Raw genomic sequence first — 13,800 nt, 5'->3', positions numbered from 1 at the left:
CGCTCACCTTTTCTTTTTCTTGCAATCATCTTACGACGAAACGAGCGTTTCCACAAATGATTGGATATTTTTCAATGCTTGCGGGCGCAAATCCGCTTGTCGCAAAGCTTCTTTATGTTTGCCGATTTCCCGTACAATCGCGCTTCCGACGATCACCCCGTATCCTTCTCCGTGAATCGCCATTACTTGCTCATTGCTGGAAACGCCAAAGCCAATGGCGAGCGGCACGTTGCTGTATCGTTTGGCTTCTTGCAAAAATGCGTCTAATCGACCGTCAAATGTTTTCCGAACGCCGGTGACTCCCAAACTTGATACGCAGTATAAAAAACCTTCCGCTTGCATAGCTATTTTTTGTATGCGTTCCCATGAAGTCGGGGCAACTAGGGAGACGAGCGCCAATTCATTTTGGTGACAACGACGGCGCACTTCTTCATTTTCCTCATACGGGAGATCCGGGATCAACCAACCGTCTGCGCCTGCATTAGCCGCTGCATCGACACCGCCGTCAATTCCATACCTTAATAAAGGATTAATATAACAAAAAAGAACAATCGGGATCGTTACACCCCGATCACGAATGGCGCGTACGAGTGAAAATGTTTTCGAAAGGGTCATCTCTTCTTCAAGCGCTCGCATACTGGCTTCTTGAATCACCGGACCGTCAGCGAGCGGATCCGTATACGGAACACCTAATTCCAAAATATGGGCACCACTCTCCTGTAGGGTGAAGGCGATCTCAACGGAAGCGTCAAAGGAGGGGTCCCCAGCCATCATGTAGGGGATAAACAACTGGTCGTTTGCTGCGCGAGCAGCTTGTTCAACGCTATTCATCTTCGTGGGCTTCCTTTCCTTTTTGCACATTGCTTATCGTTTCTACGTCTTTATCGCCTCGTCCGGACAAACAAACGAGCATTTGCTCCGTCGATGGCATCTCCTTCGCCTTTTTCATCGCTAATGCAAGCGCGTGCGCGCTTTCAAGGGCAGGCAAAATTCCTTCCGTTTTTGTAAGCAGCACGAGGGCATCCATCGCTTCTTCGTCGCTAATTGCTTCATAGCTTACACGCCCCGACTCGGACAGGTAGGCGTGTTCCGGTCCGATCCCGGGATAATCCAGCCCCGCCGAGATCGAGTAAGGTTCGCTAATTTGGCCTGCTTCATCTTGCAGCAAATACGTGAGTGCGCCGTGAATCACGCCCGGGCTTCCTTTGCTAAGGCTCGCGGCATGATCGTTTGTGTCAATGCCATGCCCCGCAGCTTCCGCCCCGTATAGCCGCACATGTTCATCAGCAAGAAACGCGCTGAATATTCCCATTGCATTACTCCCGCCGCCGACACAGGCAACGACGGCTGCAGGCGTTTCTTCCAGCTGAGCTTTCGCCTCGTCTCCGATGACACGCTGGAATTCACGGACGATTTGCGGGTATGGATGGGGGCCGACAACAGAGCCGATCAAGTACATCGTATCATCAACATTGGCGACCCAGTAGCGAATCGCTTCATTTGTCGCATCTTTTAATGTTTGGCTTCCGCTTGTTGCCGATACAACTTCGGCGCCTAATAATTCCATGCGAAAAACGTTGAGGCGTTGCCGTTCCATATCTTTCGCACCCATAAAAATCTTGCATTCCAATCCGTATTTAGCGGCGGCGGTGGCGGTGGCGACGCCGTGCTGTCCGGCGCCCGTTTCCGCGACAATTTTTTTCTTTCCCATCCGCACCGCCAAGAGCGCCTGCCCAATGGCATTATTGATTTTATGGGCTCCGGTGTGCAACAAATCTTCTCTTTTTAAATAGATTTTTGCACCGCCGACATGCTTCGATAGACGACTCGCATGCGTGAGTGGCGTACTTCTTCCTGCGTACGATTGCAACACCTCATGATAGTTTTCCATAAACGTCGGATCCGCCAGTGCCTCTTGAAAGCCGGTTTCCAGTTCCTCAAGCGCGGCCATCACCGTTTCAGGCACATATTTTCCGCCAAACTCTCCATATCGGCCGCGTATATCAGGATACGACATAGCCATCTTCTCTCACCTGCTTTGTGATGGTTTCCATTTTATTACGATCTTTTTGCTGTTCGGTTTCGATCCCACTGGATACGTCAATGCCATCGGGCTGAAAAGATAATAGTTCCGGCACATTTTCCGGCGAGACACCCCCCGCGATCCATAGAGGCCGATGCAATTGCCTCGCAAAGTGTACATATACAGGGACGGCTCTCCAGTCAAAACGTTTGCCGGTTCCCCCCTTTTGAATCTTTGTTCCGGCGTCCACGATAAATCCATCCGCAACAGGGGCAAAAGCGCTAAACAAGTCAAGCGTCTTTTTCTGATGGCGAAACGCCTTGATCACTTGTTTGCCTGTGCTTTTTTTGATTTCCCTTAAAAATTCCGGAGATTCATCCCCATGAAATTGCAATACGTCTACGGAAACCTTTTCCAGCATCGTCTTTATTTCTGTAGCATCCGGGTCCACAAAAACGGCCACCGTTTTTTGTTCAAGCAAATGAACCGAAGCAAGCCACTCGTTGACAGCTTCCGGTGCCACTTGGCGTTTGCTGGTTGCAAACACGAAGCCAAGAGCAGTCGCTCCCGCGGCAACCGCGTTTTCTACATCTTTCTTTGATTGCAGTCCGCAAAATTTAATGCCTGTCACCCGAGCAACGCCCCTTTCTTTAGATCCGGGATCGTTTTTTCGGGGTCGCCATCGGATACAAGCCTTTCTCCGATTAACATCGCTTTGGCACCTGCTTTTGCTACAAAAGTAACATCTCCGGCGCTGTGAATACCGCTTTCGCTTATGATAAAACTGCCTGCCGGAACAGAAGCGGAAAGCGCCCGAGTCTGTTCCGTGTCTGTTGCAAATGTTTGCAAATTGCGATTGTTAATCCCGATCATTGAAGGACCATACACATCGAGCAAACGTTCAAGTTCATCTTTGGTATGCACTTCCACGAGCGTTTCCAAACCTATCGCCTGGGCCATCTCGGCCATGTCTTTTAAATGGTCGGGCTCAAGGACCGATGCGATCAACAAAATCGCGTCGGCACCGATGCGTGCACTTTCTTCAATTTGCCGTTCATCAACGATAAAGTCTTTGCGCAACACCGGCACATTCACCGCTCGTTTTACCGCGACTAAATCCATGATGGAGCCTTGGAAATAAGGGCCATCCGTGAGCACGGAGATGGCATCGGCACCTCCCGCTTCGTACGCTTTTGCTCTTTCGACGACATCAAGGTCTTCTGCCAGTACGCCTTTTGATGGAGACGCACGTTTAATTTCCGCGATTAGACCGATCCCGTCACGATTGGCAGCATAAGCGAGGGCTTGCTTGAACGAATGACGCTTTATTTCTTCCCGGCGAGGGAGCTGGAAAAATTTTAAGTCTTCTTTTTTTCGGTCGACGATTTTCTCAAGCATGAATTTTCCCTGCCTTTCTTTGCAATTGCCTAAGATGGGCAAGAATCGCACCGTCCGTCAACGCATGACGCGCGCGTTTGTAAGCGTCCTCCCAGCTTTTTTCAATCTCGCTCACATACAGCCCGGCAGCCATATTAAGCAAAAATACTTCCGTGGCGCTCTCCGATGCACGATTGCTAAAAATATCCCGGATAAGCGTAGCGCTTTCGGCGACGGAAGACACTTGGATATCGGAAAGGGCGCCTCTTTGCACTCCGAACATCTCCGGTTCGATCGTATACGAACGTATACGGCCTCCATCTAATTCAGTCACATACGTTTTCCCGCTGATCGTAATCTCATCAATGCCGTCCTCGCCGGTGACAAACAACGCCCGTTCCGTCCCCAAGCGTTTTAACACCTCTGCCATCATTTTACCATAATCCTTATCAAACACGCCGACGACTTGCACGTCGGCATTGGCAGGGTTCGTCAAAGGGCCGACAAGATTAAAAATCGTACGGAATCCCAACGATTTCCGCGCTTTTGCCACATGTTTCATCGCTTGATGATACAAGGGGGCATACAAAAAAGAGAGTCCTTTTTCATTAATCGCCGTTTCCAAATCGGACGGATCGGTGTCAATGGGGACATTTAACTGCTCCAGCACATCAGCACTGCCGCTTTTTGAGGAAACAAAACGATTCCCGTGTTTTGCGACAGCGACCCCGCATGCGCTAACCCCAATGGCCGTCGCCGTCGAAATGTTAAAGGTGGAACGTCCGTCTCCTCCTGTTCCACACGTATCAAGCAAGCGTGTATGGAGCGGCCTGGAAACGGGAACGGCGTTTTTGCGCATCGCTCGCGCAAATCCCGTTAACTCCTCAACGGTTTCATTTCGATAGCGAAGAACGGTTAATAAGCTCCCGATTTGGCTCTCTTCCACCTCTCCACTCATCATTTCAGTCATGACCGACTCAGCCGTTTCTTCCGAAAGAGTTTCTCCCTCGAGGAGGGACTGTAAAACACGCGTTGTCATCATTTGCTCATCTCCCCTATACTCATCTCTTCTGCAATTTCAATGGCACTAAAAAGCGCCGCTGCTTTATTCATCGTTTCCTCGTACTCTTCTTCCGGCACCGAGTCGGCAACGACTCCGGCTCCGGCTTGGATGCGAACGCGATTGTTCTGTACCACCATGGTTCGAATTGCGATGCAGGAATCGACATAGCCGTTATAAGCGATGTAGGCAATTCCCCCGGCATAAATGCCGCGGTTTGTCGGTTCTAACTCCTGGAGAATTTCCATTGCCCGCACCTTCGGAGCACCTGACACAGTCCCGGCCGGAAATCCGGCAAGCAAAGCCGTCAGCGGATGAACATCCGCATGCAATTCGCCTCTAACCTTTGAAAGAATATGCATCACATGGGAAAATTTCCCGACTTCCATAAAAACCGGTGTCCGCACTGTCCCGTAGCGTGCCACACGTCCAACATCATTTCTTGCCAAATCAACCAACATTTGGTGTTCTGCCCGCTCTTTCGGCGACGCGAGCATTTCTTCGGCAAGCACGTCATCTTCTTGTTTACTTTTGCCTCGTTTTCTCGTACCGGCAATTGGGTGGATTTCCACTTCGCCTTTCTTTACTTCCACAAGACGTTCCGGTGAACTCCCGACAATTTCTTTCTCTCCCAGTTTCAGAAAAAACATATACGGAGAAGGATTTAATTGGCGCAATACCCGATAGATCGTAAACGCCGATGTGTGAATATCACACTCAAACCGTTGGGAAAGGACGGTCTGAAACACATCACCTTGTGCAATATACGCTTTAATTTTTTCCACGGCTTCCAAAAAAGCTTCGCGGGTAAAATTCGTTGCCACTCTTTCAAAAGAAGGAGCGCTTTTCTCCGGCAATTTACCGGAAAAACTGGATTGATTGCTTTCTTGCATACGCTTCACAAGCGCATCAACATAATCCTTTCCTTCCCGGTAAACATCCTCCGCCACTCTTCCCTCGCAATCTTTGTAATGGACGATCGTAATGGTTGCATGATCATGATCAAAGGCGATCATCGTCTCACAAAACAGAAAGTGTACCGATTCGATTGCCTCTTCTTTCGGTTTGTCAATCGTTTTTTCCTCATGCACGATCGCATCATAAGGAAGGGCGCCAACGGCTCCCCCCGGAAAAGGGACATCACTATCAGCAGCCGGGGATGGCCTCAAAGCTTGAAAAGCCTGTTGGAACGCTGTTTGCATATCCGATTCCGTGACAAGCACTGTTCCGTCCGCTTTTGTGAGTTGAAATCCTTGTTTGTTTTCCATCATCTGATAAGCAGCGTGTAAACCGACAAATGAATAGTGCGACCACTCGGACGTACGGTCATTGCTTTCCAATAAACAGACGGCGCTATCCTGCAATTGCCGGAACATTTGAATCGGCGTCGTCGTATCAGCAAACATGCGCTCAATGATGGGAACAAGTCGGTAATCTTCGCATTCTTTTACAAAGGAATCAAAGGATGTGACCATGCATCGATACACCTCTCTCCTGAAAAAGAGAAACGCGGGAAGGCACCGGAAGATGGCAATCGGAGGTTTTCATAGTTTCGTTATTAATAAACACTCATCCCGGGGTAACGGGATGAGTGGCTGAAGGACACACTAAACCTCAACTGGTCTCAACTCTTCTCGACGCTTGCTCTTCTCCACTCATCTCATTTTCATTCTATATTTCTCGACTATCCTTTACTCTTTTTTAGCATAATCCCCGCCGGCTTGTTTTGTCAAATCCGGCCTTAGTTTAATGGCATCTTCCTGAAAGACATGCCGGATCCCTCGCGGGGAAACTTTCGTATTTGCCGTTACCATCACACGAATGCATCGCGGCAAGCTGTCCGGCACCGGAATTTCCGTCGCACACATCACGGGCACATATGACCAGTCTCCCGGAAGCATGCGGACGGCTTTCGCAGGGAAGGCTGCATCAATGTCGGATGTTACGGTAAACCACATGTGAACCACTTGGTCGGGACGGACATTGTTTGCCTCGATCATTTCCGCGAGTAACCTTCTCGTCCGTGTCCATATATGTTCTGCTTCATTATAATCAACCGTTGTTGCTCCGCGAATGCCTCTCATGTAACCTCCATCTCCTTCTTGAAAGCATCCATGTATGTTAAAAGTTGTTCATCGTCAAGCGTAACGATGATCGGTTGTTGGGCATCAGCGAGCACCACATAGCGAACGCTGCCTCCGCGATTTTTTTTGTCATGCTTCATTGCTTGCAAGATTCGAGCGGAATCCATTTGCTTCAAAGGCGTAAATGAATATCCGAATGCGCGCAACCACCGCAGTTCCTCAGCAGCATCAGGGCCGTCATATCCGAGTCGGCGGCCGACATACAAGGCAAAAACCATGCCGTTCACAACCGCTTCTCCATGGGTCAGCATCCCATAACCTGCTGTTTGTTCCAAAGCGTGGGCAAGGGTGTGCCCAAAATTCAAATACGCGCGGATGCCTTGCTCCCGTTCGTCTTCGTGAACGATCTCTTTTTTTACGGCTATCGAGGAGGCCAGCAGTTTATCACTGATTGTAAGGGCAGCGCATTGATTCAATTGTTTAAGTTGTTCAAGCAACTGTGGATCTGCGATGTACCCATGCTTAATCATTTCACCAAACCCGCATAGCCATTCCTTTTTCGGCAAGGTATCAAGCATCTCTATGTCATAGATCACGGCCTCGGGCTGGTGAAAAGCGCCGATCAAATTTTTGCCCTCCGGATGATTGATTCCGGTCTTCCCGCCGATGCTGCTGTCGTGGGCAAGCAACGTCGTCGGCATTTGCACAAGAGAAATGCCGCGCATATAAGTGGCAGCCACAAATCCTGCCAAATCACCAATCACACCGCCACCGAGGGCAATGATCGCACTCTCGCGATCCAATCCCGTTTGCAAACAGGCGCTTAATAATTCCTCATATCCGGAAAATGATTTCATCTCTTCACCCACGGGAAGCACGTACGTATGCACAGGCAGCTTTTCTGCGTATGCCGTGCGCACATCTTCCAAATAATAGGAAGCAACCGTTTCATCGGCAAGAATGAGAAGCCGATTTTTTTTTCGGGGGAAATTGTCCGGCAAATACTTGTACGGGGACAATCTCAATTGCTTTCCAACCGTAATCGTATACGTGTGCGAAGAAGAAGCCACATCAATCGTTTGCATTAAAACTCACTCGCTTCACCGCGATGGCGATCAACCGCTTCTTGGATGCGATCAAAACGATCATGGCCGAACATATCCACGATGGCATCCGCAAGTTCAAACGCAATGACATTTTCACAAACGACTGCTGCCGCAGGAACAGCACAGCTGTCCGAACGCTCAATAGACGCGGAAAAAGGTTCCTTTGAAGCAATATCCACACTTTGCAACGGTTTATAAAGCGTAGGGATCGGCTTCATCACCCCGTTGATCTTAATCGGCATGCCATTTGTCATCCCGCCTTCAAAACCGCCGAGACGATTGCTTTTGCGGTGATAGCCTTTCCCTTCGTCCCAAGCAATTTCATCGTGGACTTGACTGCCGGGAAGATTTGCTGCTTCGAAACCGATACCGACCTCGACGCCTTTAAAGGCATTGATGCTCATTACCGCACCTGCAAGTTTTCCGTCCAGCTTGCGGTCATAATGAACATGGCTCCCGACACCGATAGGAACTCCTTCCGCCACAACTTGGACGACGCCACCGATGGAATCGCCATTTTTTTTGGCTTCATCAATCGCTTCTTTCATTTTTTCGCTTGCCGCTTCATCGACACAGCGGACATCGGAGTTTTCAGCTCGCCGGATTAAATCGTGGACATCACTGTAATTTGCGTCCGCTTTGACCCCGCCAATGTTGAGCACATGGACGCCGACGGTAATGCCCAGAGCTTTTAACAGCTTTTTCGCCACGCTTCCGGCTGCCACGCGCATCGTCGTTTCACGTGCCGAAGAACGTTCAAGCACATTGCGCATGTCACGGTGGTTGTACTTGATTGCCCCATTCAAGTCCGCGTGCCCCGGGCGGGGGTGCGAGATTGTTTTATTTCTGACCATTTTTTCATCTTCGGGATGCAAGGCATCTACACCCATCACCTTTGACCAGTGCACAAAGTCATCGTTTGTCACCGAAAGTGCTATGGGCGCGCCCGTCGTTTTCCCGTGGCGTACGCCGCTCGTAATTTCCACGAGGTCTTTTTCGATTTTCATGCGCCGGCCGCGGCCATATCCGCCCTGGCGTCTCTTTAGTTCATCGTTGATGTCGCTTTGGGCAAGCGGAAGATGTGCCGGCACCCCTTCTATAATCGTTGTCAGTCCCGGACCATGAGATTCACCGGCCGTTAAATAGCGCATGTTCTTCCTCCTGTCTCTATGTATATATAAAGTGAAACTTCCATCAGAGGGGTTTTTCCCCTGATGGTTTTAAGGAACGCCGGCTAAAACCGCCACGTCTTGTGGCAACGCCGACACTAGCACATCCTGTGCGTCGCAATAGGGGTTTAGCGCCCGCTTTTCCGATCATTCCTCGTTTCCGGAAAAGGTCTTTTCTGACTTCTGAGATTACGGGCGCTTACCACCGGGATAAATATTCTTTAACGCTTTTATGCAGTAAATTATATCATAAACAGCCTCATCAAGAAAGGGTTACAGATTCTTTCGTTTGCGGTAAAAAAAGTTTCCAACATGCTCAAATCCATAGGTTTCGGGTGAAAAAATTTGCTCTGTGTTCCCGACGAAAAGAAAGCCGCCATCCTTAAGCGCATCGTTAAAACCGCGAAGAATTTGATCTTTGGCGGGAGTGGTGAAATAGATGAGAATGTTTCGGCAGATGATTAAGTCATTGCCGCAAGGATAAGGATCCGCCAACAGGTTGTGGTTTTGGAATCGAACCGCTTCCTTAAACATTGGTTTGATGCGGTAACCGTTTGCTTCTTGGTCGAAAGCACGCCTCATCTCCTCCGTTGGCACTTCCCGTAACGAGGTTTCTTTATAAAAACCGGCATCTGCCTTTTTCAAAGCCTCCGCGTCTATATCTGTCGCTTTGATTGAAACACCCGAGAGACCACGATGTTTATTCGCGATGATGGCCGCCGTATACGCTTCTTCCCCCGAGGAACAGGCTGCCGACCAAAACTTCAACTGTTGTCGCGTCTTCAGCAACTCAGCCAAAATCACTTCTTCAAAGAAATCCCAACGGCTTTTATTTCGGTAAAATTCTGACACGTTGATCGTCATTTTATCGAGAAAAGCTTGCAAAAGAGCGGGGTCATTTAGCATCCCTTCATGGAAAAAAACACGAAAAGACGAAAAACGATGCCGTTTATACAGCGATTCAAGCCTCCGCTTCATTTGCCGTTCTTTGTACAACGCTAAATCAATTCCTGTCCGTTCCAAAACCGCAGATTTGAAATAATTGTAATCTTCTTCCATGTCCCTCTCCTCACATAACAAAGCGACCGGCCATAATGGCCGGCTATATCGAATCAGAAAAATAAACCAATCTCTCTTTCAGCACTTTCCGTTGAATCTGACCCATGGATAATATTTTGGCCAACGTTCACTGCGTAATCTCCCCGGATGGATCCCGGTGCCGCATCTTTCGGATTTGTAGCTCCCATCATCGTCCGAGCATTCTCCACTACGTTTTCGCCTTCCCAAATCATTGCAAAAACAGGTCCGGAGGTAATAAAGTCTACCAACTCTCCGAAAAAGGGTTTATCGCTATGTTCACCGTAATGGTTTTCTGCTGTTTCGCGGCTGATCGTCATTATTTTTGCATCCGTTAACAGATAGCCCCGTTTTTCAAAACGGCTGACGATCTCCCCAATTAATTGTCGCTTCACGCCATCCGGTTTCACCATTATAAATGTTTTTTCCATGAAATTTTCCACTCCTCTTTCATCCATCATTTTTTTGGCAGGTAAGAAAGTATACATCAACTTTCTTATCTGCATAAGTGCAACTAAGGCTTTCGCCATTGAAGCTGGGCGAAAAGCCAAGTTTACTAAAACACTTGTCCGCACCCTAGTATACCATCTCTTTTCCCTGAATTGAAACTTCTCGTTAATGTTCGCGGGAACTAATAAAGTTAGCGATATCATAAAGGGATCGGCGAGCGGGGATATCCGGCAATGCTTCCAGGGATTCATACGCTTTTTGCAAATAGCGCTCGTTTATTTGCCTGGAATGTTCAATCCCGCCGCTTTCAATGATTTGTTCAAGCAATTCGCCCATTTTCTCCCTCGAAGGTAGCCCACCCGCAAATGACCGGATCAGTTCATTTTTAAAAGAAGGGCGCTTCTCCATGGCAAAAAGAACCGGAAGCGTAATATTCCCTTGTAACAAGTCGCCGCCGGCCGGTTTCCCGAGTTTTTCCTCCGAGCTCGTAAAATCCAAAATATCGTCGGTGATCTGATAAGCCATCCCCACTTGATGCCCAAAGTGGGCAAGTGTTCGTTGCTCCCGGCGGGAAACGCCGGCAGCTTGGGCTCCTATTTTGCAACTGCTCGCGATCAATACAGCTGTTTTGCGCTTAATTCTACGGAAATACGTTCTCACATTCTGGTTCCATTCATATTTAAAACGAATTTGTTCGATTTCGCCGAGCACCATTTCATGCATCGACTGGGACATAGCTTCGTGAATGCCTTGCTCTTTGAATAGAGAAACGCGGCTGATGGCTTTCCCGAACAAATAGTCACCGGCATACATAGCCACACGGTTATCCCATTTTGCCTTCACCGTTTCTTTGCCGCGGCGAAGATCGGAATCATCAATGACATCATCGTGTACGAGCGACGCCATATGAATGAACTCCAAAGCGACACCGGCATCTTTAAGTTTTTGAATGTCATAATTTCCGAATTTGGCACACAGCAGCATAAATACAGGCCGAATTCGTTTTCCTCCTGCTTCGAGCAATTGCAACGTCGCTTCTTCAAGAACGGGAGAAGCTTCTAAAACTGCATCGCCCATCTCCGTTTCGATACGATGAATATCCCCTCGTAGATACATGTAAAGGTCCTTTAATTTCATGGCGGTTTCCCTTTCAATTAATGGAATGAATGCCTATGTCGATGTCCCACACGTTCAAATGATCGACATCGTAAGGCAAATACCCTTCTTCAAAGCCCAGTCGGTAAAAATGAAGAAGGCCCCGTTGTTCCCTGGGTCCGAATCGGTACTGCAATTTCCGGAAATATCCTTGCCAAAAACGAACGTTTCCGCCATGATCTTTCACGACCGAATGAGCCAATTGTTCATAGTCGTCCGCACGGGCCTGTTCCTCACTTTGCTTCCAATCATAATATAGCGCTTTTAAAGCTTCCGGTTCCTGCTCAAGCGCTTGTTTTCGCATCGCGAACACGGCAAACGTCATCGGCATCTTTGTGAAATGATACCATTTTTCCCCCAAGTCATAAACATACATCTGCCCTTGTTCGAGCCAACTCGCTTGGATGGCATCATCCCCGATCAACAAACAAGCATCATGTTCAGCTATCATATCCTGGTATACGGGCATCATCGTTGTATAGCTGAGTTTTTCGTGCCCATAGAAACGTTGCAAAATGATTTTCAAAAGATGCGTGGAAGTTGCTGAACTATGGGTAAGCGCGATTTTTTTTCCATCCAATTCTTCAATGGGAACCTTCGAGAAAAGAAAGATCGATCCGACGGACCCATGGGACGTAACGGCCAGATCAGGCATAAGGACCAAATTCTCGGCGTCTTTCCCGTAAGCGAAAGACGAGATCGCGCCAACGTCGATTTCCCCCCGGCTCATCGCATCATTTAACCTCGCCGGTATGCTTGGGATGAACCGGCTATGAGCGCTTAATTTTTCCCGATCCATGTAAAAAAAGAAAGGGTGTACGTTTGTATAAAGGATTTCACCGACACGTACCATTCAATCATCTCCCCAACGTGTAAAGAGCTGATGTTCGACATCCAATCGATCCAGTATTTTTCCGACAACAAAATCGACGAGATCATCAAGCGTCTTCGGTCTGTGATAAAAACCGGGCATTGCCGGAATAATAACCCCACCCGCTTCTGCAACGGCCTTCATATTTCCGAGATGGATAGCATGCAAAGGTGTTTCGCGGGGAACGATCACTAGTTTACGCCCTTCCTTCAGGGCAACGTCGGCACTTCGTTCAAGAAGACTCCCGGAATTGCCGTTGGCAATTTTTGATAACGTCCCCATCGAACATGGGACGATAACCATTCCATCATTCCGATAGGAGCCGCTGGCGACCGGCGCAGAAAAGTTTTGCAATCCATGAACATGCAGATCGCCTTCCGGAAACAGATGATGCAAACAAGCTTCTTTGTCCGTTACATCCAACTCAAGTTCCTGCTCAAATACTTGCCAGGCGGCGCCGGACATAAGAAAGTGAACCTTCACTCCTTGTTTTAACAACGTTTGGACGAGACGAACCCCATAAATCGATCCACTTGCACCAGTCATCCCTACCGTATAAATCGGCTGTCGTTGCTTCATAGAATAAAATCTCCAATCGTAAATGCCAACATCACCATACTGACGATGCCGTTCATTGTAAAGAAAGCCACATTTACATTTGAAAGATCACTCTCGGATACGAGTGAATGCTCGTAAATCATAATCGCTGCCGATATACAAGCCCCGATTAAATATACAATACCAAGCTCCGATAAGAAAAAGAGGGAAAAAAGCGCAACAATGCTCACAATATGGCTCCCTCTGGCTGTTTGCAAGGCACGCTTAATGCCAAAGCGGGCCGGTACGGAGTAAAGGCCTACCGATTTATCATGCTCAACATCTTGGGTTGCATAAATAATATCAAAACCGGCCGTCCAAAACATAACGGCCAAGAAAAGCAAAAAGCTTTCGGGGTGCAATCCGCCTGTTGCTCCGACCCACCCCCCTAAAGGGGCAATGGCAATCGTCATGCCGAGAATAAAATGGCATAGCCACGTAAACCGCTTCGTATAAGAATAAAACGTCAAAAAGAAAACCGCGATCGGCAGCAAGTACACAGCGAGCATGTTCAATTGAAAAGCGGCCGTAAAAAACAAAGCAAAAGAAACAATGATAAAAGCAATGATTTCGAGGTAAGTAATAAGACCGGCAGGTATTGCCCGCTCAGCCGTACGCGGATTGCGTTTGTCAATGGTTGCATCAATCAGCCGATTTAAACTCATGGCTGCACTTCTGGCTCCAAACATGGCGACGGTTACCCAAATCCATTGCGAGAGGGTTGGCCAACTCCCGTTAATTTCAAAGCTCCCGAGAATCATCCCCATATATGCGAAAGGAAGCGCGAAAATGGTATGTTCAAATTTTATCATTTCGAATATGATCCTAATT

Annotated in this window: 15 protein-coding genes; all 15 read right to left on the bottom strand. The window is 48.3% G+C overall.

Features of this window, described 5'->3' with window-relative positions; all coding sequences use genetic code 11:
* Window positions 1-30: 30 nt before the first annotated feature.
* The 15 genes from trpA to HUG20_RS08150 all read right to left on the bottom strand — a co-directional run bounded on the left by trpA (window position 31) and on the right by HUG20_RS08150 (window position 13,781).
* Complete coding sequence (gene trpA / locus HUG20_RS08220; protein ID WP_200090014.1) at window positions 31-831, bottom strand: tryptophan synthase subunit alpha; 801 nt, start codon at window positions 829-831, stop codon at window positions 31-33.
* Window positions 824-2,023 carry a tryptophan synthase subunit beta gene (gene trpB, locus HUG20_RS08215; RefSeq protein WP_200090012.1) on the bottom strand — a complete coding sequence of 400 codons (1,200 nt, stop codon included), beginning with the start codon at window positions 2,021-2,023 and terminating at the stop codon, window positions 824-826. Before trpB ends, trpA begins: the two co-directional genes overlap by 8 nt.
* On the bottom strand, window positions 2,004-2,654 hold the full coding sequence (locus HUG20_RS08210) for a phosphoribosylanthranilate isomerase (protein WP_200090010.1): 651 nt from the start codon (window positions 2,652-2,654) through the stop codon (window positions 2,004-2,006). The genes trpB and HUG20_RS08210 overlap by 20 nt, the downstream gene beginning before the upstream one ends.
* Entirely contained in the window at window positions 2,651-3,421 is a 771-nt protein-coding gene (trpC, locus tag HUG20_RS08205) for an indole-3-glycerol phosphate synthase TrpC (protein WP_200090009.1), read from the bottom strand. The genes HUG20_RS08210 and trpC overlap by 4 nt, the downstream gene beginning before the upstream one ends.
* Window positions 3,414-4,442 carry an anthranilate phosphoribosyltransferase gene (gene trpD / locus HUG20_RS08200; protein WP_200090008.1) on the bottom strand — a complete coding sequence of 343 codons (1,029 nt, stop codon included), beginning with the start codon at window positions 4,440-4,442 and terminating at the stop codon, window positions 3,414-3,416. Before trpD ends, trpC begins: the two co-directional genes overlap by 8 nt.
* Window positions 4,439-5,935 (bottom strand): anthranilate synthase component I, encoded by a 1,497-nt coding sequence (trpE, locus tag HUG20_RS08195; protein WP_200090007.1) that lies wholly within the window; start codon window positions 5,933-5,935, stop codon window positions 4,439-4,441. The genes trpD and trpE overlap by 4 nt, the downstream gene beginning before the upstream one ends.
* 216 nt (window positions 5,936-6,151) lie before the next feature.
* Complete coding sequence (gene aroH / locus HUG20_RS08190) at window positions 6,152-6,544, bottom strand: chorismate mutase (RefSeq protein ID WP_200090006.1); 393 nt, start codon at window positions 6,542-6,544, stop codon at window positions 6,152-6,154.
* Entirely contained in the window at window positions 6,541-7,629 is a 1,089-nt protein-coding gene (aroB, locus tag HUG20_RS08185) for a 3-dehydroquinate synthase (RefSeq protein WP_200090005.1), read from the bottom strand. The genes aroH and aroB overlap by 4 nt, the downstream gene beginning before the upstream one ends.
* On the bottom strand, window positions 7,629-8,801 hold the full coding sequence (aroC, locus tag HUG20_RS08180; RefSeq protein WP_200090003.1) for a chorismate synthase: 1,173 nt from the start codon (window positions 8,799-8,801) through the stop codon (window positions 7,629-7,631). The genes aroB and aroC overlap by 1 nt, the downstream gene beginning before the upstream one ends.
* Window positions 8,802-9,092: 291 nt before the next feature.
* Window positions 9,093-9,878 carry a CheR family methyltransferase gene (locus HUG20_RS08175; protein ID WP_200089997.1) on the bottom strand — a complete coding sequence of 262 codons (786 nt, stop codon included), beginning with the start codon at window positions 9,876-9,878 and terminating at the stop codon, window positions 9,093-9,095.
* A 53-nt stretch (window positions 9,879-9,931) separates the two neighbouring features.
* Window positions 9,932-10,327: a nucleoside-diphosphate kinase gene (gene ndk / locus HUG20_RS08170; RefSeq protein WP_200089995.1), complete on the bottom strand. Its 396-nt coding sequence runs from the start codon at window positions 10,325-10,327 to the stop codon at window positions 9,932-9,934.
* A 184-nt stretch (window positions 10,328-10,511) separates the two neighbouring features.
* Window positions 10,512-11,483, bottom strand: a complete 972-nt coding sequence (locus tag HUG20_RS08165; protein WP_200089993.1) for a polyprenyl synthetase family protein — start codon at window positions 11,481-11,483, stop codon at window positions 10,512-10,514.
* Between the two features lie 13 nt (window positions 11,484-11,496).
* The gene (locus tag HUG20_RS08160) at window positions 11,497-12,354 is read right to left on the bottom strand and encodes a menaquinone biosynthesis protein (protein WP_200089991.1); all 858 of its coding nucleotides are present in this window, start codon (window positions 12,352-12,354) and stop codon (window positions 11,497-11,499) included.
* The gene (locus HUG20_RS08155; protein WP_200089989.1) at window positions 12,355-12,951 is read right to left on the bottom strand and encodes a UbiX family flavin prenyltransferase; all 597 of its coding nucleotides are present in this window, start codon (window positions 12,949-12,951) and stop codon (window positions 12,355-12,357) included.
* Window positions 12,948-13,781 (bottom strand): UbiA-like polyprenyltransferase, encoded by an 834-nt coding sequence (locus HUG20_RS08150; protein WP_246476579.1) that lies wholly within the window; start codon window positions 13,779-13,781, stop codon window positions 12,948-12,950. Before HUG20_RS08150 ends, HUG20_RS08155 begins: the two co-directional genes overlap by 4 nt.
* Between the last annotated feature and the right edge of the window lie 19 nt (window positions 13,782-13,800).

Origin of the sequence: Salicibibacter cibi, from assembly GCF_016495865.1 — a bacterium.
Lineage (GTDB): Bacteria > Bacillota > Bacilli > Bacillales > Marinococcaceae > Salicibibacter > Salicibibacter cibi.
This window is presented reverse-complemented; position numbering and strand designations above follow the sequence as displayed.

Coding starts and splice junctions, on each gene's coding strand:
- ndk (WP_200089995.1), bottom strand. CDS start 10,327: ATGGAAAAAACATTTATAATGGTGAAACCGGATGGCGTGAAGCGACAA.
- HUG20_RS08150 (WP_246476579.1), bottom strand. CDS start 13,781: ATGATAAAATTTGAACATACCATTTTCGCGCTTCCTTTCGCATATATG.
- HUG20_RS08165 (WP_200089993.1), bottom strand. CDS start 11,483: ATGAAATTAAAGGACCTTTACATGTATCTACGAGGGGATATTCATCGT.
- trpA (WP_200090014.1), bottom strand. CDS start 831: ATGAATAGCGTTGAACAAGCTGCTCGCGCAGCAAACGACCAGTTGTTT.
- HUG20_RS08175 (WP_200089997.1), bottom strand. CDS start 9,878: ATGGAAGAAGATTACAATTATTTCAAATCTGCGGTTTTGGAACGGACA.
- HUG20_RS08155 (WP_200089989.1), bottom strand. CDS start 12,951: ATGAAGCAACGACAGCCGATTTATACGGTAGGGATGACTGGTGCAAGT.
- HUG20_RS08160 (WP_200089991.1), bottom strand. CDS start 12,354: ATGGTACGTGTCGGTGAAATCCTTTATACAAACGTACACCCTTTCTTT.
- aroC (WP_200090003.1), bottom strand. CDS start 8,801: ATGCGCTATTTAACGGCCGGTGAATCTCATGGTCCGGGACTGACAACG.
- trpE (WP_200090007.1), bottom strand. CDS start 5,935: ATGGTCACATCCTTTGATTCCTTTGTAAAAGAATGCGAAGATTACCGA.
- trpC (WP_200090009.1), bottom strand. CDS start 3,421: ATGCTTGAGAAAATCGTCGACCGAAAAAAAGAAGACTTAAAATTTTTC.
- aroB (WP_200090005.1), bottom strand. CDS start 7,629: ATGCAAACGATTGATGTGGCTTCTTCTTCGCACACGTATACGATTACG.
- aroH (WP_200090006.1), bottom strand. CDS start 6,544: ATGAGAGGCATTCGCGGAGCAACAACGGTTGATTATAATGAAGCAGAA.
- trpD (WP_200090008.1), bottom strand. CDS start 4,442: ATGATGACAACGCGTGTTTTACAGTCCCTCCTCGAGGGAGAAACTCTT.
- trpB (WP_200090012.1), bottom strand. CDS start 2,023: ATGGCTATGTCGTATCCTGATATACGCGGCCGATATGGAGAGTTTGGC.